The organism is Nonomuraea sp. NPDC049129, assembly GCF_040648495.1.
GTDB lineage: Bacteria > Actinomycetota > Actinomycetes > Streptosporangiales > Streptosporangiaceae > Nonomuraea.
In genome coordinates, this window is the sequence record NZ_JBEZDU010000025.1 from 1 (window position 1) to 22,158 (window position 22,158).

A 22,158-nucleotide genomic window follows, 5' to 3' on the forward strand; every position below is an offset into this window, starting at 1 on the left:
CGCCGGCTGCAGGGCGACCGGGTGCGGTCGGCGCGCGGCGCGGGGCTGGGACTGTCGATCGTCCGGGCCATCGTCGACGCGCACGGCGGCACGGTGACGGCCGTGGGCCGACCGGAAGGCGGCCTGGCGGTGACCGTACGGCTGGCGGGCGCGGCTCACGTGACCGCCGGCCGCGCACGAGGGCGGTCACTGGAGACCGCACCCTGAGTTGCGCGAATTGTCGAGGTTGTGTAGGGGTGGGCTGCCCGTTCGTTTGAGGAAAGGTCGTCCATGGGACAGGAACCCGACGGTCAGGGGAGCTCGACGGCTTCGGTGCGGAGCTCTCACCTGTGGCGGCTGGAAGCGTCGCCGTCCACCTTGGAGACGATCGCCGACTCCTGGCGGGCGCTGGGGACCAAGGCGTCCTCGGCGGAGGGCAAGGTCCATGACGCGGCACAGGCCGTCTTCAACAAGGACGAGTGGGTCGGCGACTCCGCCGACGCCTTCAACAAGTACCGCAAGAGGCTGACCAGCGACATGGAGCTGTTCAGCGCCCAGGCGGGGAACGTCGGCGGCGTGCTCGACAGCATGGCCTCCGTCCTCCAGACGTACCAGAGCCTGCTCGACGACGAGTGGGACAAGCTCAAGCACGTACCCGTGACCGAGGACCTGAACGGCCTGACCTTCCGCCCGAAGAACGCCGACCAGGCCACCCTGGTCAGTACGGCGATCACCACCGCCACCGAGATGCGCGCGCGGCTCGACGACCTGCTCGACGCCAAGCGTCAGGAACTCACCTACTACAAGGAGCAGTTCGACGCGCACGCCAAGCAGTGGAAGCCGCGCACGCTGACCATGCTCAACCTCAACGTGGGTCAGGGCGCGGGCAACGCCTGGCGCGACAAGAACGGCACGGACCCCGAAGACATCCCCGGCATGGCCAAGCTGATCGCCGGCTCGGGCGCCGACGTCGTGACCCTCCAGGAGGTCTTCAAGAAGGACATCGACGCGGGCTTCAAGGCGAACAGCGCCTTCGACCTCAAGCACAGCCTCGAGCGGGAGACCGGCGTCAAGTGGGAGGTCCGGTTCGAGGAGGCGAGCAGGAAGTACCAGGCGAGCGACTCCATCCCGATCCTGGGCGACAGCTGGCACCAGCCGTTCGGCAACGCGGTCCTCGTACGGCAGGGCGACGCCATCGAGAGCGTCGGCGGCGGCGAGAACATCAAGCTCGACGCTCCCGGCAGCACGATCACACTGCCGGGGAACGCGCCCGGCATGGGCAACGTCGAGATCGAGGACGGCGAGGGGCGGTCGGCGGCCAAGACGGAGATCAGATTCAAGCCCCGGTAGGCAAAATCGCGTCACCAGTCGGGGATGATCAGGTCCACCTTCTGCCCGTCGTGGTCGGAGCTGCCCCCGTCGACCAACTGCGGCCGGCCGCCGAACTCGACGCTCGGTGAGCCGATCACGTGGTCGATGCGTGTGCCCGTCGGCGACGTGCCGGCGATGGCGCCGTCGGGGGTGCTCGCGCCCGAGTAGACGGTGTAGCCCTCCTGGGCGAAGCCGGCGATGGACTGCGGTCCCGCCTTCTTCGAATCGGTCTGGCCGTCCTCGGTGATCGCGTTGAGGTCGGCCCCGATCACGGAGGGGCCGTCGATCGAGTCGTGCAGCTTGTCGATCTGCATGGCGCGTACGGTCTCGTCGTTCCCGTGCAGACCGTGGCTGTGGACGTGGGCGCTGTAGACGTCCAGCGACTTGGCCGAGTTGGCGCAGATACGGTCGGCCTCTTCGTGATCTGTGGTCCTGAAGACCTGGATCACCTTGCGCAGGCGCTTCTCGTCTCTGTCGAGCAGGGCGCCGAGCAACTCGGAGGCGTCGGCGGCGGCGGTCAGGGTGTCGGCGTAGTCGGAGCCGCAGCTGACGGCTTTGGAGGTGTTGCCGAAGGCGTTGAACCCCGGCACGGAAGGAACCGGGACGTAGGTGACCGGCGAGAGCGCCTCGCTCAGCTTCTTGCTTCCCTCCGCCACGTCGTCGACCGCCTTGAGCACACCGTCGGCGATCGTGCCGACGCGGTCGTACTTCATCCCCGCTTCATCGCCCATGACGGCTGAGCCTAGGCCATCTGTGAGTGATCAGTCCGGATCCATCCCGAATTCGGCCTGGGCCGCCTCCGCGACCTGCACGGATTTGGGCAGGTAGGCGGCATAGAAGTCCTTGCCGCACTCAAGGTCGTCGAGGGCCATCTTGACCTCCTTGGCCAGATAGCGCCGCGGGTCCGCGTCCGGCAGGTGGGTCGGCTGGTACCACGGCCCGGTGGAGGTGTAGGGGGGAATGTCACGGCCGCCCTCCTTGCGGGCCGGCTCGTGCAGCTCCTTCATGAATGTCAGCTGACCCCAGGTCTCCATGTTGATCGGGTTCTTGGCGGCCGTCTGGTAGCCCTTTGCGGCCATGCAGTCGGCCATGGCCGAGGCGAGCTCCACGAGGCGCGGGTCGCCGTCGAGCTCACGCTTCTCTCGTTGCTCCACCAGCTTGTCCACCTGCTCGAACCAGTCCTGTTCTGACTTCACGCTCTTTCTTCAGCACGCGGAGGACTATAGTCCGTAAAACGTAGCATGGTCAAAGAGCCTGGCGCGCTTCCTCCACCGAGCGCAGGACGCCATGGGCGCCGGTGGTCCCGGCTGCCCCGGCGCGGGGCCGCCCGGCCGCTGTGGAACTTCGGCCTCGTCGGCGCCGCAGCCGTAACCGCCGTGGCTGTCGTGGCCGTCGTGGTCTCCGGCACCGGCGGTACGACGCCGCGAGCGCCCGATCCGGCCGCCGCGTCCGCCTCCAAGGTGCGGCGTCCCGGCTCGCCGGGCGGGGGCGGTCAGCATGAATCCGCTGGTCGCCGACCGGTCGGCGTGAAAGTTTCACGGTTGGTTGACGGGCATGACGCCACACCTCATGATCATGTTGCCGCCTGGCAGGAGGGGGCGTCGAGTGAATGCCGCTACCCATGGCGAGGTGCACCGATGCCGAGATTCGCATTACGAGCCGCGTCCGCCGCCCTGCTGACGCTGACCGCCCTGAACGTCCCCGCGGCGCACGCCGACGAGGTCACCCCGGTCGCGGTGACCGTCAACGCCCGCGCCGCGCTTGCCATCGTCCCGGAGACCGGCATCGGCACCAACCATGCCATCTGGGACACCAACCTGGGCACCAACGCGACCGCCGACCTGCTCAAGGATGCCGGGGTGAAGCTGCTGCGCTATCCCGGCGGCTCCTATTCGGATATCTACCACTGGGCCACTCACACCGCTCCTGGCGGCTATGTGGCGCCCAACACCGACTTCGACACCTTCATGAATGGCGTGCGCCGCACCGGGGCGCAGGCGATGGTGACCGCCAACTACGGCACCGGCACCGCCGACGAGGCCGCGGCCTGGGTACGTCAGGCCAATATCACCAAGGGCTATGGCGTCAAATACTGGGAGATCGGCAACGAGAACTACGGCAACGGGCACTACGGCTCCGCCTGGGAGGCGGACGATCACGCCGACAAGAGCCCGGCCGAGTACGCCCGCCATGTCGTGACGTACGCGGACGCCATGAAGGCGGTCGACCCCACCATCAAGATCGGCGCGGTGCTGACCACGGCCGCCAACTGGCCCGACGCCATAGTCGCCGACGGCGACGACGGCACCTGGAACAAGACCGTCCTCTCGATCGCCGGACCGAAGATCGACTTCGTGATCCTGCACTGGTACCCCGGCGCCCTCGACAAGGCCGCCCACGTCCCCGACATGATCCAGCTCACCCGCCAGCAGATCGCGAAGTACGCCGGGCCCGGTTCTGAGCGGATCGGCATGGCCATGACCGAGTTCAACACGGGGTCCAGCAGCGTCGGCAGCACCACCCAGCCCAGCGCGCTGGCCGCCGCCGACGCCTACGCGACGCTCCTGGCCAACGGGGTGTTCACGGTCGACTGGTGGAACGTCCACAACGGCATCGGCAACATCACTCAGGTCGAAGGACAGACCGATTACGGTGACTTCGGCCTGTTGTCGAGCGGTACGTGCACCTCCGACGGAAGCGTCTGCGAGCCGCAGCTGAACACTCCCTTCGCGCCTTACTACGCCCTGCAGATGATGGGCAAGTTCGCCCGCCCCGGCGACCAGTTCATCCGGGCCGCGACCGGCCAGGCGAAGGTCACCGCGCACGCCGCCCGCCGCCCCGACGGCGACTTGGCCGTCCTGTTGATCAATACGTCGTCCGACACGTCCTACCCCGTCACCATCGGCTACTCCGGCTTCAGCCCGGCGTCGGGGGCGCCGACCGTACTGACCCACACCAACGGCGCCACGAGCATCACCGGTTCGACCGCGGGCAGCGCGACCAGCCAGACGCTGCCGCCGCTCTCGATGACCACCGTCGTGCTGCACCCCGCCACGCCCCAGACCGGCCGCCCAGGCGCGCCGGGGCAGCCGACCGCCACCGACGTGACGGACCGGGCCGCCACGATCTCCTGGCCCGCCGCCTCCCCCGGCGCCCGCCCGATCGCCAAGTACGAGCTCCACCGGCAGAACGGAGCCATCAGCGAGCAACTCGGCGAGAGCACCGGCACCTCGCTCACGGTGAGCAACCTCACGCCGGGCACCCGCTACACGCTCAACGTGATCGCCCGCGACACTGGCGGCGGCGTCTCGTGGGCCTCCCCGCCGCTGACCTTCACCACCGGCACCCCCGCTTCGAGCTCCTGCACGGTACGGCTGACCGTCCAGACCGACTGGGCCAGCGGCTATGTCGGCGCCATCGAAGTCACCAACAACGGCGCGCCGATGAACGGCTGGACCTTGGCCTTCACCTGGCCCAGGACATGGCAGAGCCTGGGCAGCGGCTGGAATGCCACCTGGACGCAGAACGGGCCGGACGTCAAGGCCGTCAACGAACCCGGAAACGGCTCGCTACCGACCGGGGCATCGACCACGATCGGCTTCGTCGGCAACTACAGCGGGCCGAACGTTCTGCCTGCTGTCTTCACCCTCAACGGAACCGTCTGCGCTACCCGCTAGGGCGGTGACTCCAGAGTCCCCCAGGTGCTTCGTCCCACGGACCGTCTCGACCCCTGTGACGGTCCGTGGTGGCTAGGGTCCCTTGGAGGGAAACCCCCTCCGGGAGTGGGGAAGATGACGGTCTGTGGTGGCTGGGGGTCCTGGACGGTTACCCCCTCCGGGGGTGGGGAAGAAGACGGCCCGTAGCGGCTGGGGACCCTCGGAGGAACACCCCCTCCGAGGGGCAGCGTCCGACCTGCTCTAGAAGACGTGTTCGTTGGCGGCCTCGCCGCGGCGCGGCTCGATGCGGTCGACTACCTGCTCGCTCCAGGTCCGCATAACCGCGGCCTGCTCGGGCGTGAGCGAGTCGAGGAAGTAACGGCGGATGTTGCCGGCATGCCCGAGGATGGCGCTCTCCGCGAGCTCGCGGCCCTTGGTGGTCAGCCCGATCCCGGTGCGGCGGCCGCCGGCACCGCTCTGGGTCGGCTCCACGAGGCCGCGGTTCTCCATGCGGGTCAACTGGTGCGAGACACGGCTCTTCTCCCAGGCGAGCGATTCGGAGAGCTCGCCGACGCGCATCTCGCGGCCGGGCGCCTTCCACAGCGTCACCAGCACGCTGAACTCGGCCTTCGAGATGCCGCAGTCGCGCTGCAGACCACGCTCGAACTCCCGGGCGAGCAGGCGTTGCGCGAGCATCCAGGTGTGCCAGAGCTCCCATTCCTCGGGCTCCAGCGTACGGGTCTCCGCCATGGCGGAAATCATACCGACCGAGCGAGTTGACGCGTCAACTCCGCGAGTTCTAGAGTTGACGCGTCAACTCTCTCGAAAGGGCGTCATGGCACTCCGCATTGGCATCATTCTCGGCAGCACCCGACCCGGACGCCGAGGCGAGCAGATCGCCTCCTGGGTGCTCGACACGGCGCGCGCTCACGGTGGCGCCGACTACGAGCTGATCGATCTCGCGCACCACCGCCTCGGCAACCTCGACGAGGGCGGCAATCCGAACCTCCAGCAGTACGAGCACGCGCACACCCGCGAATGGTCCGCACTGATCGACGGTTTCGATGGCTTCGTGTTCCTTGTCCCGGAGTACAACCACTCCTTCCCCGGCGCGCTCAAGAACGCGCTGGACTACGTGTACCGGGAGTGGAACGACAAGGCCGCCGGCATCGTCAGCTACGGCGGATGGGCCGCCGGGGTCCGAGCCGCCGAGGCCCTCAGGCTCGTGCTCGCCGAGCTCCAGGTGGCCACGGTCCGCGCGCAGCCCGCCGTCCCCCTGCTCCCCTCATTCGCGACCGGCGCTTTCGTCCCCGGCGAGGGTCTCGACGCCGCGCTCCACGGCATGCTCGACCAGGTGATCGCCTGGGCCGACGCGTTGCGCGGCGTGCGCGAGGCCAGGTCGGACACGGGCGCGGCGGCCTGAGGCCCTGTCGCGCTAGTCAGCGCCCGGGGGTCGTCCCTCATCGGCGGTCGCCGCGCTCTCACGGACAGGGTCCTCCCATGTCGGGGAGAGGTACGGCGAATGCGCCGAGCGGTAGAGCACGACGATCAGGGCCACGACGGTCGCGAACCAGGCGATGGCCGTGATCGGTCCCAGGTCGGCGTAGCCGTACCCGGCCAGCGTGCCGAGCACTCCCAGAACGGCCACGGCCCAGCGCAGCACGTCGAGGAGGGCGGCCCTGGAGGTGTCCCCACAGGAACGGATCCGTCTGATGACGGCCTCGGTGATCAGCCAGACCGCGAGCAGCGCACCGAGCGCGTTGGCGATCTCGATCAGTTGCGTGATCATAATCGGGGAATCCGCCAGGCTACGACTTGAGTACTCACTGGACGCGATCATGGCGATGAACGAGACGCAGGCCATGGCGACAGCCAAGGACCTGGCCCGGCTGAAGGGGTCGTCGACGGATCGCTGCAGCTTGGACAGCCCGGACGCGCACAATAACCATCCGGCGGGGTCGAACAGCAGGTCGAACCCGTTGAAACGGAGGGCACCGAACGTGCAGACGAAACCGGTGGCGATCCTCGCCGCAGGCGGCATGTCCCACGACCCTGCCGGCTGGCCGTTGCCCACGAATGGGCTACCTGTCAGGGCCAATCTGGACTCACCGCGTCATTGCAGACCTCGGCCGCGAGACCCCTCTGCCAGGCGACCGGGACACTTCCTTTGAGTCCTGGCAGCCCCCATGAGTCGCCCATCACCTCCACTGATCCCGGACCCAGCCAGGTTCGGTAGGTGAAGCGGATCGGCTGGGGCTCGTGGGGCACCGCCGCGCAGTCAGTGATGACGATGCGCCTCTCCATGATTTGCCTCTTACCGCTCTCCACGGCGACCTCGGAACTCTCCCCTTTCGCCTGGTCAGCAGGTAGCAGGCGAAGTCCTGGTATTTCCGCCGAGATGCCGATGAGAACGAACGAGGCCATCCCCTCGTTTTCCAGCTCGATATACACGGGCGTCGACAGAACGCCATTCTGGTCCACCTCCGCGCGAAGGAACAAAGCCTCGAGGCTCCACTGCACCTGCGGAGTTATCGACCCGGATCCCCACAGGGCCGCCGCGACAATCACCAGCGTCAGGCCGCCGGCCGCCATAGCCGATAATCGCGAACGCTGAGCACGCCACGTAGCGATGCCAAATTGCCGCCATATATCATCCGAACTCACGATATAGCACCATATATGGTGGCACTTCGTGACGGTACCTCCGATGATCTCCTGGGTAGTCGCCATGGTCACCGTGCTGATGGCAGCCATACCGGTCACATCGGAGCGGCTGACCAGGTTCGCCACGCTGATGGGCCTTTCCGTCACGGCGGCGAACGCCCGCCAGGTCATCGACCATTTCGCGGGCCTGCGCCGATGGCGGCTGATCGCCCTCGTCCCGGCTGTTCCCTTGGCCGGTTTCACCAACGACCCGCTCTATCTAGTGCTGGGCTGGTGCGCTGTTTCCATATTCCGCGATGTACGGCTGCCGGCCCCAACGCTCCATACTCCCGACGACGCGAACACCTATCGGACGGCATGGCTGCTCGGCCTGGGTGGCGCCGTGGTGGCGGGCGGTTATCTGCTGGCGAGCCAGGACATCACTCCGGCGCGGCTGGTCCATGCCGTCATCGTGATTATCGTGGCGGCGGCCGTACCCCGTGCCGCTGGAAAACTGAGCGCCCGGCCCGAAGCACCGGATGAGACGGACCGGACCATCCGCGAATGGTCGGCGCGCAGCCTCTATCTGGCGGGAACGGCAATCGTGCTTTCGGCCACGTTGCTCACTCCTGGTCACCCGCTACAGCGTGAACTGCCCGAATACACGCCGCCCTTGTCGTTCCCGGATTATCGGGCCGAGTTCATGACGGTGAGTGAATACAAGAGACCCACCTGTCCGTGGACCGACCAAACGGACGGCCCTTGCCGCACGTGGCTGGTGAACAAGCAGCCATTCCCGCAGGCCGCGCCGTACATCATCAGGAAAGGCGGCGCGCCCCAGGCTGCGCCGTTCGTACGCAGTTCCGACAAGAAGGCCGTCGTCTACCTGGACAGAAACGATCGACGCATGGTGTACCAGGACGCCAAGGGCGTTCATTACCTCACCGCCGCCCTCCCGGACACGGCGGTGCCCACAGCGACGTTCGCCGGTCAGAGCAGGTACATCGCCCTGGCCAAGGACGGCGCCCAGATCACCGACACCAAGACCTGGACCACGGTGTCACTCCCTGGCGCCCGGCAGGTCCATGACCTCAACGAGAGCGGGATCGTGGTGACGACGCAATCGCAGGTGCTCGTTCTCGATCCCCGCGGACGGACGCGAATGAGCCTTCCCCTGAAGCCCCAGGACAGCTACCACCTCCGGGCGGACGGCAGCCGCTTCGTGGTCATCGGCGATCAGGGGACGCGGGTCGACACCTTCGCCCCAGAGACCGGCAAGCGGCTGGCCAGCGTCCCTCTCAGGTTCCCCGGCGACGACTTCCTTGACGTCCCCCTCGGCTGGTCGAAGGAGGGTGCCTTCTTGGTCCGCGGCGGCTACAGCGAACGCGTCTATTACTTCGACCTGGCGACGGGCAAACTCTGGCGACGCAAGACCTGAGCCACCAGGCGCTGGTCAGCGGCGGTGGTGGGCGGCGCAGCCGACGCACATCTTGGCGGCCGGCAGGATCATCAGGCGCTCGATGGCGATGCGTTGCCCGCATTTCGCGCAGATCCCGTACGTGCCGTCGTGCAGCCGCTCGACGGCCAGGTCCAGGTCGACGAGGTGCGTCTGGGCCTGGTCGAGCAGGGCCTCTATGTGGGCCCGCTCGAAGGCGGTGGATGTCCCCTCAGGGTCGTGCTCGTCGTCGGCGGCCGACTGCGCCGCCGACTGGACCATCTCGTCCCGATCCTGGCCCAGCACGGCGATGCGGGTTTCGGTCCTTTGACGGTCGGCGTCGAGCAGTTGTCGTATGGTCGCCTGCTCTGAGGGGGAAAGCGCGGCGTCCCGGTGTTGTGTGGTCATCACGGTCCCTCACCTTCACTACCAGGGTACGCGCGGTGCCTGACATCCATACCAAATCACCTGGCCCCGGAGTGCAGAAACCTCGTCTCCGCCGTTGACGATGTTTCCCGTACGGGCCTATCCTTGTCTCCAACAGAGACAAGGTTCGACCGCGCCCGGGACAGCACCTCGGGCGTGGTAGTCATGAGATCCACGAAGGAGGCCGGACAGAGAAGTTGGTGCATCATGACCGAGCACTACCTCGGCGGTATCGGCATCGCCGAGGCGCTGGGGGTGAGCCGGCACGCGGTGCACAAATGGCGCTCCCGCTATCCGAGCGATTCGACTCATCCGTTTCCCGAGCCCGACGTCGAGATCGACGGGGTTCCCGGCTGGCGGGCTGATCGGCTGGCGGAAATAGTGCAATGGCGCAACGGCCTGCCCGGCCGCGGCGCGGGCGGGGGCCGTCCTTCCGCCGCACGTCAGGAGTACCTCAGGCACGCGGCGGCACGCGGCCTTGAGCGGGGCGAGGCGCTGCGCGCTCTCCTCGCGTTCACCGAAGAGTTTCCCGAGATGACCGAGCCGGAAGTCTGCGCCTGGCTCATCGAGAAATGGCGCGACTGACACTTTCCGGCGACGCCACAAGACCGGAAGGCGATGACACATGCCCGAGATCGGCGGCAGCACCGCACCAGGATTCGAAGAAGTGCGTACGGCATTCGCCGCCAATCTGGCCGGCGGCCAGGAGGTGGGCGCCGCGGTGGCCGTCTACCTGCACGGCCGGAAAGTCGTCGACCTGTGGGGCGGAATCGCCGATCCAGAGACCGGCCGCCCCTGGGAGCGCGACACCCTGCAGGTCGTCTATTCCACCACCAAGGGCATCACCGCCGCCTGCGCGCACCTGCTGGCCCAGCGCGGCGAACTGGACCTCGACGCACCCGTCGCCGACTACTGGCCGGAGTTCGCGGCGAACGGCAAAGACCGCATCCCCGTCCGCTGGCTGCTCACCCACCAGGCCGGACTGCCCACGATCGACCACCCGATCACCCCGGCGGAAGCCATCGCCTGGGACCCGATGGTGACCGCGCTGGCGGCCCAGCGCCCATCCTGGGAGCCGGGCACCGACCATGGCTACCACGGGCACACCTACGGCTGGCTCGTCGGCGAGGTCGTCCGCCGGGTGAGCGGCCGCAGCCTCGGCACGTTCCTCGCCGAGGAGATCGCCGGACCGCTCGGCCTGGACCTGTGGATCGGGCTGCCGAAAACCGAGCGGCATCGGGTCAGCCGGATCATCGCCGCCCCGCTCGACCTGGACGCGCTGGCCCGGATCGACCTGGACGCCCTTCCCGAACCCATGCGCGAGGTGATGGCGGCCTATACCGATCCGACGTCGTTGACCGTGCGGTCCACGTTGACCATCATCACGCCTCCACTGGACCACAACGACCCCGACGAGCAGTCCGCCGAGATGCCCTCGACCAACGGCATCTGCACGGCCCGCGCGCTGGCCCGCTTCTACGCCGCGCTGATCGGCGAGGTCGACGGACAGCGCATCCTCTCCCCCGAGACCTTGGCGGCGGCGACCGCGGAGCAGGTCAATGGTGTCGACCGCATCCTTTGGGTACCCGTCCGGATCGGCACCGGCTTCGGCCTGCCGACACCCGACGCCTTCTGGTACAGCCCGACCGCCTTCGGGTTTCCCGGTATGGGCGGATCGCTCGGCTTCGCCGACCCGGCGAGCGGCCTCGCGTTCGGCTACGTCATGAACCACATTCAGGAAGGAACACCTGACCGCAGAGCCGCCACCCTCCTCGACGCGGTCCAGCGCGCAATGGAGAGCGCTGACCTGCGCTGATAGTGGCCGTGTAGCGATCGTGTAGGCCCCGCGACGACAGTCGTTCCTGGCCCTTTCCGGGGCAGGAACGAAGGGAGAAGTCATGGTCAAGACGGCCAGGTTCTACGCGCGCTACGTCGTCAGCGCCCTCTCCACCGCCGTGTTCAGCCTCAACGGCTGAGGCTCGGTCCCTCCTGACGGCTCCTGGGAGCGGCTTCGTGCCGCTCCCAGGGACCGTCGTGTTCCATGACCACCGCGCAAAGGATGGGACAGGATGTTCGGGACAGCCGCCCGGCAGATGGGGTACGCCTGGTCGATGCTGGCGGGCCGCCGGTTCCGGGTGAAGGACGTGACCGCGCTGGTCGAGGACCTCCGCGCGACCCTGGAGGAGTTCGGCTCCCCCGGTGAAGGCGCGGGCGAGATGCTGACCGCGCCCGACCCTGAGATGCAGCGGGACCTCGCCACTCGCCGGCTCCGGCGGACGTTACGGTTGACCGCCCGCGACACCCCCTACTACCGGCGGTGGTTCGAGCAGCACGGCATCGACCCGGGATCCATCACCCTGGAGTCCCTGGCGTCGATCGAGCCGACGACGAAGGCCGCGCTGCGTGACCTGCCGTCCGCGTTCGTCGCGGACGGGGCCAGCCCGGCCGTACTCGCCCAGACCACGGGCACGACCGGTGTGCCGACCATGGTCTGGTTCTCCCGCTACGAGATCGACCTGATGTCGGGCATGTCGGCCTTGGCGCTGATGCTCGCCGGTGGACTCCGCTCCGAGCACGTCTGGGCCAATTGCATCACCTCGCGGTCCATCGCCCAGATCCTCATCGAGCGGGCGGCGACCATGACCGGGGCGGCCTTCGCCCACGTAGGTCTCGTGGACCCCCGCGCCACGCTGGACCGGTTGGCGGTCCCGCTGCACGTTCCGGGCAAGCGGCCACAGGTGACCCACCTCAACACGACGGCCTCGTACCTCGCGGCCCTGGTCCAGGAGGCCGAGCGGGGCGGCTGGGACGCGAAGGACTTCGGCCTCGAAGAGATCCACTCCGGTGGCGAGGTCCTCACCGACGCGCTGAAGGAGCGGGCGGAGGCCATGTTCGGGGCTCGCGTCCTGGACAGCTACTCGATGACGGAGATCGCCCCCGTGGGCGGCCAGGTCTGCGGGCAGGGACACCTGCATCTCCCCACCGACCAGGGGCACGTCGAAGTTCTCGACCCCGAGACGTTCCAGCCGGCGGCTCCAGGGGCGCACGGTGTGCTGGTGGTGACGCCGTACACCACGTACCGCGACACGACCCTGCTGCTCCGTTATGTCACCGGCGACATCGTCAAAGTGCTGCCCGAGGGCGAACAGCCGGCCTGCGAACTGGCCGCCGTACCGGCGACCTCGCGGGTCCTCGGGCGGCTGTCGCCCTCGTCCGTCACCACGCGCGACGTGCTGGACCTCCTCCAGGCGGAGCGCGAGATCCCGCTCCCGACGCGGTACGTGCTGGAGGAGACCCGGTCGGGACCGGTGTTGCACGCCGTGACCGGCAACGTGAGCCGCGCGCTGGTGTCCCGGCTGGAGGAGCGCGCGGCCGACCTGGGGCTTCCCCTGCGGGGCATTGAGCTCGTCGATGATCCGGCCGCACTGCCCGGCCTCTGCCGGGTCCGCGCGGACCTGCGGGAGCACACGTTCGAGCACTTCACGGCCACCGAGTCCACCCGGACGGGCAAGTCGGCCCTGCGGGCGGCCGCGGAGGCGGTCGCCGAGATGGGAGTCCGATGAGCGCCCTGATGACCGAGGCGGTCCTGCGCGGGCTGGTCCTCTACCTGCTCATCCTGCTGACCATGGGCGTCGCGGCGAGCTACTTCGCCAGGGTGACGATGCCACGCCCGCCGGTCGGCAGGTTCGTCTGGACCGACATCTGGATCATGGTCGTGGCGCTCATCGCCATGCCGTTCGCCTATATGCACATGCCGACCGGGGTCATCGTCACGATCTTCGGTGTGGTCGTCTTCACCGTGTGCCAGCTCGTCCTGTCGCCGCTCCTGGGCGGCCGGAACGCCGCGCTGGCGGCCGCCCTGCTGTGCGCGGCGGACGTGGCCGCGTACTTCGCGCAATGGCCGACGGCGGTGCTCGTCGTCAACGACCTCACGATGATCCTCCTCACGGTCGGGGTCGCCAACATGTGGGCGCAGACGGGGATGCGGGCCGCCCACGTGGCGGGGCTGGCCGCCGCCCTGACCGTCTATGACGCCCTGGCCACGGGGGTGAGCTCTCTGACGGCTGATTTCGTGTCCCGGGTCGAAGGGTTGCCGTTCGCCCCGGTACTCGCCACCGGCTACGGGCCGGTGTCGAGCCTGGCCGGTCTCGGCGACTGCCTGATGCTGGCCGTGTGGCCGCTGGTGGCGGCCAAGGCGTACGGCAGGACCGCCGGCTGGTGGGCCGCCGTGGTCGAGGGGACGTTGCTGCTGGGCCTGACGCTCGCCGTGCTGTTCACCGAGCTGGAGTTCGTACCGCTGCTCCTGCCGCTGGGGCCGCTGATCGTGGGACAGCACCTGTTCTGGCGGCGCCGCGAGCGGGCTCGCGCGCTGCGCGCCGGACCGGGGCGAGTCGAGCTCGCCCGGGCGCTGGAGGATCTTCCCGCCGACGCGCGGTCCTGGGTCGCGCTGCACGAAGGAGCCGTCGTCGCGACAGGGAGCGCGCCGGGTACGGCCCGGCGGGCGGCGCGGCAGGCAGGCGTCACAGCCGTGCCGGTCGTACGGGGAACGGGCGTCTGAGTCACCCGGCGGGCACCTGCCACGGGCGTGGCCGCAAGGTGGCGAGGAAGGCGCTCACCTCCGCCGCTTCCCCGGAGTCGACGCTGTGGAAGATGGCCAGCGCCTCGTTCCAGACGGCCATGGCGGCGTCCGGTTCGCCGAGATCGGCATGGACGCGGCCGATCTCACGCAGGACTCGGGCGCGCCAGAGCGGCATCTCCCGGACTCCCAGCACGTCGAGCGCGTGCGTAAGGTGCCGCAGCGCCTCTCGCGGAAGACGGCGCCGGAAGGCGACCTCCCCGAGGGCGTACGCCGTGAGCGTCTCACCGTACGTGTCGCCGAAGCGGGCGAAGCTGCGCCCGCAGTGCGTGAGCGTCCGCACCGCCTCGTCGAACCGGCCCACCGCGCCCAGAGCCTCGCCCAGCCGGCGCTCGGTCAAGGTGGTGATGATCGGATAGCCGTGCCTGCGGCTGAGCTCAAGGCTCTCCTCATAGCGCCGGATCGCCTCCGTCACCTCGCCCTTGCTGTAGTGGGTGATGCCCAGGGCCCGGAGAAGGATCGCCCGGGGGTACGCGGTGCGGGCGCCGCGCGCCAGCTCCAGCCCACGACGGCAGACCTCGGCGGCCTGGTCGTGGTGGCCGAGCTCAAGGTGGATCGAGGTCAGGTGGATCAACGCGCTGAGCAGGCCGCCGTGATCGCCCAGCTCCTCGAACAGGTCGACCGCGCGCGTGGTGCGGTCCAGAGCCTCCTCGAAGTCCGCGAACACGTGGCGGCAGATGCCGAGGCCGCTGAGCGCGTACGCGGTGGAGTGCCGGTCGCCCAAGCGCTCGAACGGCTCCAGCAAGGACTGGAACTCCCGCAGCGCGTCGCCGAACATCCCACGCTCCACCATGAGGTCCGCCCGCAGCAGCCGGGTGGTCAAGATCGCCGGGGTGAGCTCCAGCCGGGTCGCGGCGGCGATGACGGCATCGTGTACGCGGGTGGCCTGGTCGAAGAAGCCGTGGATCCGTAGGTAGGCCGTCAGATAGTAGGCCAGCTCACACGCGAGGGCGGGTCTGTCCAGCGCGGCGGCGAGCTCGACCACCGCCACCATGTTCCCGCGCTCCTCCATCAACCACCCGGAGTCGCACTCCCCTGCCGCCGGGCGGGACTCGCCGGCGTTCGGCGTGGGCGCGCAGGGCAGGGGAAGGTCGCCGACGGCCGCCGTCACCCGGTCGAGGCTCTCCCTGACAAGCCGGAGCAGGGCCGCGCGCCGCTGCGTCTCACTGTCCTCCGCCTCGGCCTGTTCCCGCGCGAACGCCCGCAACAGATCGTGCAACCGATATCGCAGGCCGCCTGCGGCACAGGCTTCGGGCCCGTTCACCAGACCGGCGACCACCAGGGCTTCCAGCGCGCGATCCGCCACATCCCCGGACTCCCCGAGCAGCGCCGCCGCCGCCCACTCGGGCACACTTTCCAGGCCGCACAGGCCGAGCAGCCGGAACGTCCGCCGCGCCACGTCGGTGAGGGCGTCGTAACTCACGGCGAAGTTGGCCCGAACCGTCTGCTGGCCCAGAGCCAGCTCGTCGAGGCGCCGGCGAGTGTCCTCCAGGCGGGCCGCGAAGTCGGACAACGGCCAGGCGGGACGGGCGGACAGCCTCGCCCCCGCGATGCGGATGGCCAGTGGCAGGCGGCCGCAGGCGCGCAGAATCGACGCCGCCGCCTGCGGCTCCGCGCGTACGCGGGCCTGTCCTGCCGTACGTTCGAGCATCTCCACCGCTTCGTCCTCGCCGGGTACGTCCAGGGAGATCGCCTGAGCGCCGGGAAGGGCGAGCTGCGCGCGGGAGGTCACCAGGACTGCGCCCCGCGCCGTGCCCGGCAGCAGGGGCGACACCTGCGCCTCGTCCGCCGCATCGTCGAGGATGATGAGGATCTCGCGGTCCGCGAGGCGGGACCGGTACAGGGTGGCGCGCTCTTCGAGCGTGTCGGGGAGCGCGCTCCCGTCCACTCCGAGCGCTCTCAACAGCTCCCCGAGGATGCGCCAGGGATCGCGTGGAGCGGGCGAGGCCGCGCCGAGGCGTACGTAGAGCTGGCCGTCGGGGAAGGCGGGCCGGAGCAGATGCGCGAGGCGGATCGCGAGGGTGCTCTTACCGAGCCCGGGAGCGCCGGACACAGTCACGATCATGGGTGCGGAGGCGGCGGGGTTCCTGCCGCGCACAATCGAGGTAATCGTTTTCAACTCTGCGCTCCTGCCCACGAAATCAGCGAGGTCCGCGGGGAGCTGGCAAATGTGGTGCCACGTTGTGAGGTCGGGAACCGCTTTTGTCCCCGAAACAGGTGCGGCCGGTGCCTCATGGTCCTCCAGGAGGCTCGCGTGGAGCCGGCGTAACTCGGCGCCCGGCTCGACGCCCAGCTCCTCCACCAGGAGCGTCCGTACGCGCCGGTAGGCGTCCAACGCCTCACCCCGCCGCCCGGCCCGGTGCAGGGCGAGCATGAGCTGGCCCCAGAAACGCTCGCGCAGCGGCTGCGCGTCCGCGATCTTCCGCAGCTCACCGATCAGCTGGTCATGCTGCCCGAGGGCCAGCCGGACGTCGATCCAGTCGGAACGCGCCTGGTACAGCTCCTCCTCCAGCTCGGCGATCCGGGGCGTCACCACGTCACCGAGCACGAGGTCCTCGGCGGGCCGGCCCCGCCAGAGCGCCACCGCCCGCCCGAAGGCCCTCTCGGCGACGGCCAGCTCGCCCCGCTGGACGGCCAGCCGCCCCTCGCGCGCCGCGTCAATGAAGATCAGCGCGTCGAGCTGATCGCGTTCGACGCGCAGCAGGTAGCCGGACCCTTCGGTCCTGACGATCTGGTCCCCACCGGGAATCGCCCGTCGTAGCTGCCATACGTGGGTCTGGATATTGGCCACCGCCGTGGCCGGCGGCTCATCCCACAGAGCGGCCACCAGCCCGTCGCGGGAGATCACCGTGTTGGCGTTGAGCAGCAGCGTGGCCAGTACGGCCCGAGGCTTGCCACGAAGATGGATCGGGGTCTGCGGCGTCCCTTCCGGGTAGACCTGAACGGAGCCCAGAACGGCGAAGTGGTACACCATGAAGTGCCCAATCCCTAGCGACACCTAGGAAAGATCCCTAGCGTAAGAATCGTCCATTGATACCATGTGGATCAAGCTCGATCTCACCGCCCAGACTGGCTCGAAAAGCCGCACTATGGGACAATTAGGACATTCAGCCGGTTTTAGCCTTCCCCCAGCAGTAGAACAATGGAGGGGATCGGCATGGAGATCAGGCCGCAGGCGGCTGTCATCCCGAAGGAGACCGACCACCTGGAGCAGGGTAAATACGGCCCTGTCTACCCGCGGACCCCGGCGTGTGACGGGTTCACCATCATCGCGAAGGTCAAACCCGGCCGGCTTACGAGGCCCTGCCCGGCGTGACGGCGATCTGGCGCCAGAACTGCCACGCACTGCCCACCGAGACCGAACCCTTCGGCTACCGCGACGGCATCAGCCATCCCGCCGTCGAGGGCAGCGCTGGGAGCGCTGGCCGCCGTGCTGCTGAGCGGCCTGGCGGCGGCGGTCCCCCTCGCGGCGGTGCTGAGCCGTCGCCGGGCGCATAAAATCCCTAGCAGGTAAAGGCGCATTCCCCAGCGATCAGCGGGGAACGACTTGAGCCCGCACACCGGGAAGATCATCGAAAGCGGCCGACGAGTCCATCGTGACGATGGTTCTCGCCGTGGTCGCGGCGGTGGCGGCGATCAGCAGGTCATACGCTCCCCTCGCCTTCCCCTCCCGCCGGACATGCGCCAAAAGCCGAGCATGCACCCTGGCAACATCAGTGGTGTACTCCTCAACCGGGACCAACGCCAGGACCTCATCCACGAACGCCTGCCAGGCGGGACGGCGCACGTCGTCGGCCAACTCCACCCCGACGAGCAACTCCGCCACAGTGATCGCAGCGATGGCCACATCGTCAGCGTCACCAATGACTTCGTCCACAGACGCCTTACCGCGCTCCGCAGCGATGAGCACACCCGTGTCCAGGATCAGGCGTCGGGCCACATGCCCCTCATCGCGTCATCGACCGTCTCCCGAGCCGCCACGACATCGGCCTCGAAATCGTCGTCCAGCGTTCCCGCGCTTCTGGCGAGAAACGCCTTGACCATACGACCAGGTGCCGTGGGCGCGGGACCGATCACCGCGATCCGCTTCCCACCACGCGTGACCATGATGGTCTCGCCCCGCTCAGCCTCATCGAGAACCGCTGCGAAGCTTCGTGAAGCCTCAGTGGCAGTCATCACCTTCATGTAATCAGATTATCTGATCGCCACCTGGTTGGAAGGCGCGGCATCCCCTGAGGCGAAACCCCGTTGCGGTATGCCATGAAATTATCGATTGTCGGAAGTTTGCGCCTTGAGAGGCGGCAATGACACGAGCAAACGCGGGTGGCGATGCCAACAAGTTACAGTGGCGCAAATCGGAGATGCCTTAGCTCAGCAAAATTCGCTATTCGACAAGGAGGGCCGCGGGTCCGCTACCCTGACCCGGGTTGATCACTTACGGAGGTGCCGTGATGCGGGAACCCACGGCCCTGGTGGCGGCGGCGCTGCGCTTAGGTGCGGTCCTGGCCGCGTCCGGCCCGGTGATCCTGACGGCCTTCGGGGTCGGCAGGCAGAGCGTCGGCTGGTTCTGTTCCGCGACGAGCTCGGCTCCCTTTCCGATGGAAGGTCCGCACACGCTGGAGTACGTACCGGGAGAGCTGCTGTTCTGGGGCGTTCTCCTGCTGCCGGTCATCGTGATCAGCCTTCTCTTGCGCGGGTCACGCCGGGCCGCCCTCACCGCCGTCGCCACGGTCGGCTTCGTGCTCGCGTTCGGGCTCATCACCGCGCTTCTGCTGCCGGGCCCCGACCCATGCACCGGGCAGGAACGTGCGGTCGTCCTGCCCTGGCCTTTGATCGTCTGTTATCCGGTGGCCGCTTGCGCGCTGCTCCTGGCGGCCCGGTCACCTCTGCCCCGGAGACAACAGGGGGTCATCCTGTGGGCGGGCGCCGTCGGCGCGGCGGCATGGGCGGCGATGTTCCACCGCTACATGGTCACATACGACATGCGGGGGCTTAGCGTCATCTACCTCGCGATTCCGGAGTCGCCCTGGGACGGCCTCGCGTGGTGGTCCGGGGAGGCCGACAGGATCGGCTTGCCGGTCGTTCTCGTCGCATTGGCGGCGGCCGCGAGAGCCACCGTTTCCACCCGATGGGGACGCTTTGCCGGTATCGCGGCCGCGGCGGCTCTTCTCCTCTTCCCGCTGCTCGACGTCGCGACGTACAGCGACGACTTGGAGATACCGTTCGCCGAGTCGATACGGTGGCCGCTGCTTCTCGCGGCCGTCCTCGTCGCGTCGGCCGCTTTGCGCCCCTGGGTGAGGATCTCCTGGACCGGGACCGTCCATGTGGCGCGAAGCATGATTGGCGGCCGGGCGAAGCAACTCGCTGTCGCAGCTGTGATCGCGATCGCCGGCATCTGGCTGATCGTCTCGTCCTTCACGCCGACGCGGTAAAGCGAAGCGTCCGAGGAGAATTCTGCTGGCGGACGGACGCTACTTCTCATAGTTATAGCGGCAGGCGGCGATCATGATGGTGTCGTCGTTGACGCGGCAGACGAGCCGGTGCTCTGAGGTGATGCGCCGGGACCAGTAACCGGACCATTCATACTTCAGCGGCTCTGGTTTGCCGATGCCTTCATTCTCGTTCCCGGCTACGTCGGCGATCAGCTGGTTGATCCTTTTGAGGACGCGTCGATCTTCTCGCTGCCAGTAGCAGTAGTCCTCCCAGGCGAATTCGTCGAAAAGGATCTTCACGAGGTGGTGTCCTCATCGGCCAGCTCGCGGACGGTGCCGCCTCCGGCCTCCAGACGGGCGACCACCTCCGACAGCCGCCTGCGGTTGACGGGAGAGGCCATGAGGTAGAGCGTCTCGCGCATCGATTCGTATTCGCGCTACGACACCATCACGACGCCTTCTCCACTGGGGCGGGTGATGAGGACTTCTTCCTAGTCGTTGATGACGGCGTCGAGGGTGGCGGCGTAGTTGGCCCGCGATTCGGACATGGTCATCACCTTCATGCCATCGGTGTACGTGATGATGTACATCAAGGTCGGTGGATCCGCACATGGCGACGTTGCTGTCAGGAGAAATCAAAAAGCCCCGAACGATAATCCGTTCGGGGCGTTCTTGCTGTCCAAAGAAGGTGGTCAGGGGCAGGGTCGAACTGCCGACCTTCCGCTTTTCAGGCGGACGCTCGTACCAACTGAGCTACCTGACCCGAGCGGTCCTGACGGGACTTGAACCCGCGACCTCCACCTTGACAGGGTGGCGAGCACTCCAAACTGCTCTACAGGACCTTGCGCCTTGCTTTGCGACTCGCTTAGCTTACCAGCTCCCGGTTGGCTTTCGACCAACCGTTTTGCGGTGCGCCAGGCGCTTCGCCGTGCCCCCAACGGGATTCGAACCCGTGCCGCCGCCTTGAAAGGGCGGTGTCCTAGGCCGCTAGACGATGGGGGCTCAGGAACTTTCCCTGTCGTCTTCCGTTGGAGACCTCTGAAGCATAGGGGACGATTGCCCTTGATGCCAAAGTGGCGGACCAGCGGCCGGCGACGTCGTGCCAGTGATCGATCCCGTTGGCGACGGGGCGGTCGTTGGCTCTGGAGAAATCATACGTCCCGGGTCACGCTCCACGTGACGCTGGATGTACACCGACTGCTCGCCGAGGCCGCCGAGCGTGATGTCGTCCCAGGCCTGCAGGCGTCTGGTCTCCTTGTCGAAGTACATGACCGAGGCCTGTACGGGGGTCGGCTGGGGGTGTTCGAGGGCGCGCAGGCCGGCGCCGCCCGTGGAGCCCTGGACCAGGAGGCGGGTGCCCGAGGGCAGCACGGTCGTCGACCGTTCGTGGGTGTGGCCCGCGAGGATGATCGGTGTGGCGCCGGAGAAGCCACGGCCGACCTCCGGGTCGTGGACGGCGACCACGTCCGGTTTCCCCATCCGCGGCACACGCGAGCGGCCGAACTGGGCCAGAACGGCCGGGTCCGAGTCCACGGCGACGGTCTTGTCGGGGGTGAAGCGGGGGTCGCCGAGGCCGTAGATGTTCAGGCCTGCCACCTTCTGGGTCTTGTCGTCCAGGACTACGGCGTTCTTCTGCTTGGCGACCGCTTTCTGGGTGATCATCGAGTCGTGGTTGCCGCGGACGTAGACGTACGGGACGCCCAGGGTGCCGATCTCATCGACGAACTTGTTCTCGGTCTTCGTGCCATGGTCGGAGATATCGCCGGTGTCGATGATCATGTCGACCTTGAACTGGTCCTTCAGGGAGCGGATGACGTTCCAGGCGATCGGGTTGATGTGGATGTCCGAGACGTGGAGGACGCGGATGGATCTGGGGTCCGCGTCGTACAACGGCAGCGTCGACACCGTGTCGTACAGCTTGGAGACGTTCGTGACCAGCTTGGTGAGTTGCGACCGGTACGACTCGAACTTCGTCACGATCGACTCCGCGCTGCCCACCAGCGACGGCGCGGCGGCGACCAACCCCGAGTATCTGGGCTCCACGAGCGAATTGGGGCGGAACGTGAGCGCCGCCAGCGCGCTGGTGCCGGCGAGTGCCACCGAGGTGACCAGCAGGCCCAGCAGCGCCACTCTGGGGCGCCTGAACACCAGCAGGCTCGCGATCAGCGCCCCCGCCCCCGCGCACAGCAGCGAGCGGATCAGCAGCGCGCGGACACCGTCGAGCAGGTCGCGTTCGATGATCTCCGGTAGCCGGTCCGCCAGCCGTGGGTCCTCGATGATCGCCTTGGCGCGTTCCTGGTCGATGTTCTCGAGGGAGATGCGGAGCCGGAGCGGCGCGTCATGGGTGCGGAACGTGAGCGTGCCCAGCGGGCTGGCGTCCACGATCGTCTCGCCGTTCCAGGCTGGTCGGAGCGACATACCCGTCTCTACCGGACCGACCTGAGCCCTGACGGTGCCGCTGAGGAAGATGCCGAGCCAGGCGCCCACGGCGGCCACGATGAGTACGGCCACAACCCTGGACACCCGCGACTGGAGGACTGTCTTCAATCTGTCAGCGAACTTCATACAGTTTCTTGCTTA

General features: G+C 68.0%; 23 protein-coding genes and 3 tRNA genes. 11 read left to right on the plus strand and 15 right to left on the minus strand.

The annotated features are described in order from the left end of the window. Positions 1 to 207, plus strand: a 207-nt coding sequence (locus AB0B64_RS47800) for an ATP-binding protein (protein WP_358192401.1), incomplete at its 5' end; no start/stop codon positions are given. Between the two features lie 105 nt (positions 208 to 312). Beyond that, positions 313 to 1,329 (plus strand): hypothetical protein, encoded by a 1,017-nt coding sequence (locus AB0B64_RS47805; protein WP_357939608.1) that lies wholly within the window; start codon positions 313 to 315, stop codon positions 1,327 to 1,329. 11 nt (positions 1,330 to 1,340) lie between these two features. On the opposite strand, the gene AB0B64_RS47810 is transcribed toward AB0B64_RS47805, so the two are convergent. Together AB0B64_RS47810 and AB0B64_RS47815 are read right to left on the minus strand one after the other, a co-directional pair. Then, positions 1,341 to 2,081 carry an endonuclease/exonuclease/phosphatase family protein gene (locus tag AB0B64_RS47810; protein ID WP_358192424.1) on the minus strand — a complete coding sequence of 247 codons (741 nt, stop codon included), beginning with the start codon at positions 2,079 to 2,081 and terminating at the stop codon, positions 1,341 to 1,343. A 30-nt stretch (positions 2,082 to 2,111) separates the two neighbouring features. Further along, the gene (locus tag AB0B64_RS47815; protein ID WP_358192432.1) at positions 2,112 to 2,546 is read right to left on the minus strand and encodes a hypothetical protein; all 435 of its coding nucleotides are present in this window, start codon (positions 2,544 to 2,546) and stop codon (positions 2,112 to 2,114) included. Between the two features lie 441 nt (positions 2,547 to 2,987). Here AB0B64_RS47815 and AB0B64_RS47820 point away from each other — a divergent pair, with 441 nt between their 5' ends. Beyond that, the gene (locus AB0B64_RS47820; RefSeq protein ID WP_358192443.1) at positions 2,988 to 5,027 is read left to right on the plus strand and encodes a cellulose binding domain-containing protein; all 2,040 of its coding nucleotides are present in this window, start codon (positions 2,988 to 2,990) and stop codon (positions 5,025 to 5,027) included. A gap of 240 nt (positions 5,028 to 5,267) precedes the next feature. On the opposite strand, the gene AB0B64_RS47825 is transcribed toward AB0B64_RS47820, so the two are convergent. Continuing rightward, positions 5,268 to 5,756 carry a MarR family winged helix-turn-helix transcriptional regulator gene (locus AB0B64_RS47825; RefSeq protein ID WP_358192453.1) on the minus strand — a complete coding sequence of 163 codons (489 nt, stop codon included), beginning with the start codon at positions 5,754 to 5,756 and terminating at the stop codon, positions 5,268 to 5,270. An 85-nt stretch (positions 5,757 to 5,841) separates the two neighbouring features. Here AB0B64_RS47825 and AB0B64_RS47830 point away from each other — a divergent pair, with 85 nt between their 5' ends. Further along, positions 5,842 to 6,429 (plus strand): NAD(P)H-dependent oxidoreductase, encoded by a 588-nt coding sequence (locus AB0B64_RS47830; protein WP_357939598.1) that lies wholly within the window; start codon positions 5,842 to 5,844, stop codon positions 6,427 to 6,429. Positions 6,430 to 6,441: 12 nt separating this feature from the next. On the opposite strand, the gene AB0B64_RS47835 is transcribed toward AB0B64_RS47830, so the two are convergent. Both AB0B64_RS47835 and AB0B64_RS47840 read right to left on the minus strand, forming a co-directional pair. Next, on the minus strand, positions 6,442 to 7,047 hold the full coding sequence (locus tag AB0B64_RS47835; protein WP_358192469.1) for a hypothetical protein: 606 nt from the start codon (positions 7,045 to 7,047) through the stop codon (positions 6,442 to 6,444). Positions 7,048 to 7,094: 47 nt separating this feature from the next. Further along, complete coding sequence (locus tag AB0B64_RS47840; protein ID WP_358192481.1) at positions 7,095 to 7,841, minus strand: hypothetical protein; 747 nt, start codon at positions 7,839 to 7,841, stop codon at positions 7,095 to 7,097. Between the two features lie 58 nt (positions 7,842 to 7,899). On the opposite strand from AB0B64_RS47840, the gene AB0B64_RS47845 reads away from it, so the two are divergent. After that, entirely contained in the window at positions 7,900 to 9,087 is a 1,188-nt protein-coding gene (locus AB0B64_RS47845; protein ID WP_358192489.1) for a hypothetical protein, read from the plus strand. Between the two features lie 15 nt (positions 9,088 to 9,102). Here the strand turns inward: AB0B64_RS47845 and AB0B64_RS47850 are convergent, their stop codons facing one another. Next, positions 9,103 to 9,492: a TraR/DksA C4-type zinc finger protein gene (locus AB0B64_RS47850; RefSeq protein WP_358192497.1), complete on the minus strand. Its 390-nt coding sequence runs from the start codon at positions 9,490 to 9,492 to the stop codon at positions 9,103 to 9,105. A gap of 225 nt (positions 9,493 to 9,717) precedes the next feature. Between AB0B64_RS47850 and AB0B64_RS47855 the strand changes: the two genes are divergently transcribed. The 4 genes from AB0B64_RS47855 to AB0B64_RS47870 all read left to right on the plus strand — a co-directional run bounded on the left by AB0B64_RS47855 (position 9,718) and on the right by AB0B64_RS47870 (position 14,068). Then, on the plus strand, positions 9,718 to 10,095 hold the full coding sequence (locus AB0B64_RS47855; RefSeq protein ID WP_358192506.1) for a hypothetical protein: 378 nt from the start codon (positions 9,718 to 9,720) through the stop codon (positions 10,093 to 10,095). Positions 10,096 to 10,135: 40 nt separating this feature from the next. Further along, positions 10,136 to 11,326 carry a serine hydrolase domain-containing protein gene (locus AB0B64_RS47860; protein ID WP_358192516.1) on the plus strand — a complete coding sequence of 397 codons (1,191 nt, stop codon included), beginning with the start codon at positions 10,136 to 10,138 and terminating at the stop codon, positions 11,324 to 11,326. Positions 11,327 to 11,579: 253 nt separating this feature from the next. After that, entirely contained in the window at positions 11,580 to 13,073 is a 1,494-nt protein-coding gene (locus AB0B64_RS47865) for an AMP-binding protein (RefSeq protein WP_358192528.1), read from the plus strand. Then, positions 13,070 to 14,068, plus strand: a complete 999-nt coding sequence (locus tag AB0B64_RS47870) for a hypothetical protein (protein WP_358192535.1) — start codon at positions 13,070 to 13,072, stop codon at positions 14,066 to 14,068. Before AB0B64_RS47865 ends, AB0B64_RS47870 begins: the two co-directional genes overlap by 4 nt. 1 nt (position 14,069) lies before the next feature. On the opposite strand, the gene AB0B64_RS47875 is transcribed toward AB0B64_RS47870, so the two are convergent. After that, complete coding sequence (locus tag AB0B64_RS47875) at positions 14,070 to 17,144, minus strand: BTAD domain-containing putative transcriptional regulator (RefSeq protein WP_358192546.1); 3,075 nt, start codon at positions 17,142 to 17,144, stop codon at positions 14,070 to 14,072. A gap of 159 nt (positions 17,145 to 17,303) precedes the next feature. Here AB0B64_RS47875 and AB0B64_RS47880 point away from each other — a divergent pair, with 159 nt between their 5' ends. Then, a complete protein-coding gene (locus AB0B64_RS47880; protein ID WP_358192557.1) occupies positions 17,304 to 17,462 on the plus strand; it encodes a hypothetical protein in 159 nt (52 codons plus the stop codon). A 216-nt stretch (positions 17,463 to 17,678) separates the two neighbouring features. Here the strand turns inward: AB0B64_RS47880 and AB0B64_RS47885 are convergent, their stop codons facing one another. Both AB0B64_RS47885 and AB0B64_RS47890 read right to left on the minus strand, forming a co-directional pair. Beyond that, positions 17,679 to 18,086 (minus strand): PIN domain-containing protein, encoded by a 408-nt coding sequence (locus AB0B64_RS47885; RefSeq protein ID WP_358192574.1) that lies wholly within the window; start codon positions 18,084 to 18,086, stop codon positions 17,679 to 17,681. Next, entirely contained in the window at positions 18,071 to 18,331 is a 261-nt protein-coding gene (locus AB0B64_RS47890) for a type II toxin-antitoxin system prevent-host-death family antitoxin (protein ID WP_358192583.1), read from the minus strand. Before AB0B64_RS47890 ends, AB0B64_RS47885 begins: the two co-directional genes overlap by 16 nt. 287 nt (positions 18,332 to 18,618) lie before the next feature. Here AB0B64_RS47890 and AB0B64_RS47895 point away from each other — a divergent pair, with 287 nt between their 5' ends. Then, the gene (locus AB0B64_RS47895; RefSeq protein ID WP_357939574.1) at positions 18,619 to 19,578 is read left to right on the plus strand and encodes a hypothetical protein; all 960 of its coding nucleotides are present in this window, start codon (positions 18,619 to 18,621) and stop codon (positions 19,576 to 19,578) included. A gap of 39 nt (positions 19,579 to 19,617) precedes the next feature. Here the strand turns inward: AB0B64_RS47895 and AB0B64_RS47900 are convergent, their stop codons facing one another. The 6 genes from AB0B64_RS47900 to AB0B64_RS47925 all read right to left on the minus strand — a co-directional run bounded on the left by AB0B64_RS47900 (position 19,618) and on the right by AB0B64_RS47925 (position 22,101). Next, a complete protein-coding gene (locus AB0B64_RS47900; protein WP_357939572.1) occupies positions 19,618 to 19,878 on the minus strand; it encodes a Txe/YoeB family addiction module toxin in 261 nt (86 codons plus the stop codon). Beyond that, positions 19,875 to 20,000 carry a hypothetical protein gene (locus AB0B64_RS47905; protein ID WP_357939570.1) on the minus strand — a complete coding sequence of 42 codons (126 nt, stop codon included), beginning with the start codon at positions 19,998 to 20,000 and terminating at the stop codon, positions 19,875 to 19,877. Before AB0B64_RS47905 ends, AB0B64_RS47900 begins: the two co-directional genes overlap by 4 nt. A 267-nt stretch (positions 20,001 to 20,267) precedes the next feature. Continuing rightward, positions 20,268 to 20,341: transfer RNA gene (locus AB0B64_RS47910), tRNA-Phe, on the minus strand. A gap of 4 nt (positions 20,342 to 20,345) precedes the next feature. Then, positions 20,346 to 20,420, minus strand: a tRNA-Asp gene (locus AB0B64_RS47915). Between the two features lie 87 nt (positions 20,421 to 20,507). Further along, positions 20,508 to 20,580: transfer RNA gene (locus AB0B64_RS47920), tRNA-Glu, on the minus strand. Then, positions 20,581 to 22,101 carry a metallophosphoesterase gene (locus tag AB0B64_RS47925; protein WP_358192611.1) on the minus strand — a complete coding sequence of 507 codons (1,521 nt, stop codon included), beginning with the start codon at positions 22,099 to 22,101 and terminating at the stop codon, positions 20,581 to 20,583. It lies immediately after the preceding tRNA gene. Positions 22,102 to 22,158: the final 57 nt, after the last annotated feature.

Bases quoted from the DNA above. Each gene is read 5' to 3' on its own strand.
- AB0B64_RS47810 (WP_358192424.1), bottom strand. From the start codon at position 2,081: ATGGGCGATGAAGCGGGGATGAAGTACGACCGCGTCGGCACGATCGCC.
- AB0B64_RS47820 (WP_358192443.1), top strand. From the start codon at position 2,988: ATGCCGAGATTCGCATTACGAGCCGCGTCCGCCGCCCTGCTGACGCTG.
- AB0B64_RS47825 (WP_358192453.1), bottom strand. From the start codon at position 5,756: ATGGCGGAGACCCGTACGCTGGAGCCCGAGGAATGGGAGCTCTGGCAC.
- AB0B64_RS47830 (WP_357939598.1), top strand. From the start codon at position 5,842: ATGGCACTCCGCATTGGCATCATTCTCGGCAGCACCCGACCCGGACGC.
- AB0B64_RS47835 (WP_358192469.1), bottom strand. From the start codon at position 7,047: ATGCCGCCTGCGGCGAGGATCGCCACCGGTTTCGTCTGCACGTTCGGT.
- AB0B64_RS47840 (WP_358192481.1), bottom strand. From the start codon at position 7,841: ATGACCTGGCGGGCGTTCGCCGCCGTGACGGAAAGGCCCATCAGCGTG.
- AB0B64_RS47850 (WP_358192497.1), bottom strand. From the start codon at position 9,492: ATGACCACACAACACCGGGACGCCGCGCTTTCCCCCTCAGAGCAGGCG.
- AB0B64_RS47855 (WP_358192506.1), top strand. From the start codon at position 9,718: ATGACCGAGCACTACCTCGGCGGTATCGGCATCGCCGAGGCGCTGGGG.
- AB0B64_RS47860 (WP_358192516.1), top strand. From the start codon at position 10,136: ATGCCCGAGATCGGCGGCAGCACCGCACCAGGATTCGAAGAAGTGCGT.
- AB0B64_RS47865 (WP_358192528.1), top strand. From the start codon at position 11,580: ATGTTCGGGACAGCCGCCCGGCAGATGGGGTACGCCTGGTCGATGCTG.
- AB0B64_RS47870 (WP_358192535.1), top strand. From the start codon at position 13,070: ATGAGCGCCCTGATGACCGAGGCGGTCCTGCGCGGGCTGGTCCTCTAC.
- AB0B64_RS47880 (WP_358192557.1), top strand. From the start codon at position 17,304: ATGGAGATCAGGCCGCAGGCGGCTGTCATCCCGAAGGAGACCGACCAC.
- AB0B64_RS47890 (WP_358192583.1), bottom strand. From the start codon at position 18,331: ATGAAGGTGATGACTGCCACTGAGGCTTCACGAAGCTTCGCAGCGGTT.
- AB0B64_RS47905 (WP_357939570.1), bottom strand. From the start codon at position 20,000: ATGCGCGAGACGCTCTACCTCATGGCCTCTCCCGTCAACCGCAGGCGG.